The organism is Pseudoalteromonas sp. ESRF-bin5, assembly GCF_002632075.1.
GTDB classification, from domain to species: Bacteria; Pseudomonadota; Gammaproteobacteria; order Enterobacterales; family Alteromonadaceae; genus Pseudoalteromonas; species Pseudoalteromonas marina.
Genome location: NZ_NTLW01000251.1, coordinates 1 through 2,571, shown reverse-complemented (window position 1 = coordinate 2,571; position 2,571 = coordinate 1). Strand labels below are relative to the sequence as shown.

General features: G+C 39.5%; 11 tRNA genes. 8 read left to right on the top strand and 3 right to left on the bottom strand.

The annotated features are described in order from the left end of the window. Positions 1 to 10 precede the first annotated feature (10 nt). The 3 genes from BCG07_RS15510 to BCG07_RS15500 all read right to left on the bottom strand — a co-directional run bounded on the left by BCG07_RS15510 (position 11) and on the right by BCG07_RS15500 (position 415). Positions 11 to 86: transfer RNA gene (locus tag BCG07_RS15510), tRNA-Glu, on the bottom strand. 141 nt (positions 87 to 227) lie between these two features. Continuing rightward, positions 228 to 303, bottom strand: a tRNA-Glu gene (locus BCG07_RS15505). Positions 304 to 339: 36 nt separating this feature from the next. Next, positions 340 to 415 (bottom strand) — tRNA-Ala (locus BCG07_RS15500). Between the two features lie 727 nt (positions 416 to 1,142). On the opposite strand from BCG07_RS15500, the gene BCG07_RS15495 reads away from it, so the two are divergent. The 8 genes from BCG07_RS15495 (at position 1,143) to BCG07_RS15460 (ending at position 2,369) form a co-directional block, all read left to right on the top strand. Next, positions 1,143 to 1,218, top strand: a tRNA-Val gene (locus tag BCG07_RS15495). Positions 1,219 to 1,366: 148 nt separating this feature from the next. After that, positions 1,367 to 1,442: transfer RNA gene (locus BCG07_RS15490), tRNA-Val, on the top strand. Between the two features lie 155 nt (positions 1,443 to 1,597). After that, positions 1,598 to 1,673 (top strand) — tRNA-Val (locus BCG07_RS15485). Positions 1,674 to 1,824: 151 nt separating this feature from the next. Continuing rightward, a tRNA-Val gene (locus BCG07_RS15480) sits at positions 1,825 to 1,900 on the top strand. 45 nt (positions 1,901 to 1,945) lie between these two features. Next, positions 1,946 to 2,021, top strand: a tRNA-Val gene (locus BCG07_RS15475). 33 nt (positions 2,022 to 2,054) lie between these two features. Then, positions 2,055 to 2,130 (top strand) — tRNA-Val (locus BCG07_RS15470). 33 nt (positions 2,131 to 2,163) lie between these two features. Then, positions 2,164 to 2,239, top strand: a tRNA-Val gene (locus BCG07_RS15465). A gap of 54 nt (positions 2,240 to 2,293) precedes the next feature. After that, positions 2,294 to 2,369, top strand: a tRNA-Val gene (locus tag BCG07_RS15460). Positions 2,370 to 2,571: the final 202 nt, after the last annotated feature.

The window sequence follows — 2,571 nt, the reverse complement described above, 5'->3', positions numbered from 1 at the left end:
AAATAGTAAGTGGCGTCCCCAAGGGGATTCGAACCCCTGTTACCGCCGTGAAAGGGCGGTGTCCTAGGCCTCTAGACGATGGGGACACATAAATGTGTCACTAGGACATTTGATGAGTTTGACTCACATCATGAGTTGCTAAGGTAATGCATATAATACAAGTAAAGACTCGAGCTTTAATTGTTACGCTATTCTCTTGGTAAAACCACCTCTAGCTTAAAGCTAGATGGCGTCCCCAAGGGGATTCGAACCCCTGTTACCGCCGTGAAAGGGCGGTGTCCTAGGCCTCTAGACGATGGGGACGCAGAAAACTGCTACCCTAGGACAAACACTAATAATTGGTGGAGCTATGCGGGATCGAACCGCAGACCTCTTCACTGCCAGCGAAGCGCTCTCCCAGCTGAGCTATAGCCCCAACTTGATCAACACTCGCCGTAATAACTACGTCGTGTATTGCTTAGTGCGGGGCGCATTCTATGCACCACCCAAAATAAAGTCAACAGTTTTTTATCCAGCTTTATTTAAATGGTTTAATTTTCAACAAACTGGCTATCAAGCATGCTAAAAAACACAATTTGATTAAAATCATTGCCCTAATGAGACTCCCCTACACTTTTATTTTATGTAGCGTTGCTAGTCAGTGAATTGTAGTTCACTACCCTACCCTCAAAAGGTATACATTTATATGCAATTCAAACATTGCAAATATAATTTATAAATTACCGACCTAACACCGTACTTTCATATCAACAGGCCAGTTAGGTAAATGCAGTAAAACACACATGCTTTTTATAGTTGCACTTTAAAATACTTTTTCTATTTTATTTGTTATGACTTTTTAGAGAGGTAACAAAATATATATTCTTATTATAGAAGGTTTAAATGTTCAACAATTAAAAGTAATCGCTTGTGTATTCCGTCTAAAAACTAGATTAGCCACTAATGTGATTTATAAACACCACAAATACACCACACAATTACGCTACCGAACATGTTTTGACTATAAAATAGACACCCACCATATCTTGTTGTTTATAAAACCTTCATTCAGTACATTTTTGTCATTCAAGTGTTGACACATTTTCAACTCTATCTATAATAGCGCCCCACAACAACGCAGCAATGTGAAGTTGTTTAGATGCGGGTGATTAGCTCAGTTGGGAGAGCATCGCCCTTACAAGGCGAGGGTCACTGGTTCAAGTCCAGTATCACCCACCACTTTTAAAAGTGTTCGCATCTAAATTCTATAAGGACGCTAAGTTCATATAGAAAAAGAGAACATCACTGCTACTTACATGTAACAGAGAAGTTCACTGGTTAAAGTCCAGTACTATTTATTTTAATAGTCGTGTTTTAATTTATATGTGGGTGATTAGCTCAGTTGGGAGAGCATCGCCCTTACAAGGCGAGGGTCACTGGTTCAAGTCCAGTATCACCCACCACATATAAAACCTATTATAAAAATAGTAGTTTAAATTGTAATATGGGTCGTTAGCTCAGTTACAAGAAAAGAGAGCATCACCGCTTTTTATAAAAGATGGCGAGGTTCACTGGTTAAAGTCCAGTACTACTTACTACAGGTAGTAGCATGTAATATGGGTCGTTAGCTCAGTTGGGAGAGCATCGCCCTTACAAGGCGAGGGTCACTGGTTCAAGTCCAGTACGACCCACCATTCTCAGAATGGTGCATATTACAAAAATCTAAATGGGTCATTACTCAGTTTAGAAAAAAGAGAGCATTACCGCTACTTCCAAGTAACGTTGATGTTCACTGGTTAAAGTCCAGTACTATTTATTTTAATAGTCGTGTTTTAATTTATATGTGGGTGATTAGCTCAGTTGGGAGAGCATCGCCCTTACAAGGCGAGGGTCACTGGTTCAAGTCCAGTATCACCCACCACATATAAATCTATTATATTAATAGTCGCGTTTTAAAATTTAATATGGGTCGTTAGCTCAGTTGGGAGAGCATCGCCCTTACAAGGCGAGGGTCACTGGTTCAAGTCCAGTACGACCCACCATTCTTAGAATGGTGCATATTAAATATATAATTTGGGTGATTAGCTCAGTTGGGAGAGCATCGCCCTTACAAGGCGAGGGTCACTGGTTCAAGTCCAGTACGACCCACCATTCTTAGAATGGTGCATATTAAATATATAATTTGGGTGATTAGCTCAGTTGGGAGAGCATCGCCCTTACAAGGCGAGGGTCACTGGTTCAAGTCCAGTATCACCCACCAAATTATACTAAGCGATTAATTGATAAGTTTAAAAAAGTAATATCTATTATATGTGGGTGATTAGCTCAGTTGGGAGAGCATCGCCCTTACAAGGCGAGGGTCACTGGTTCAAGTCCAGTATCACCCACCACATATAAACACTTCCTCGATATCTATTTTTAATTCCTTTCCTATTTTTATGAAATTCCTATTTGAATATTTAGATTTATTATAAAAAAGAGCATCGCCTTTTTTTACAAATAATGGCGAAGATCACTGGCTCAAGTCCAGTATCACCCACCACATATAAATACTTCCTCGATATCTATTTTTAATTCCTTTCCTATTTTTAT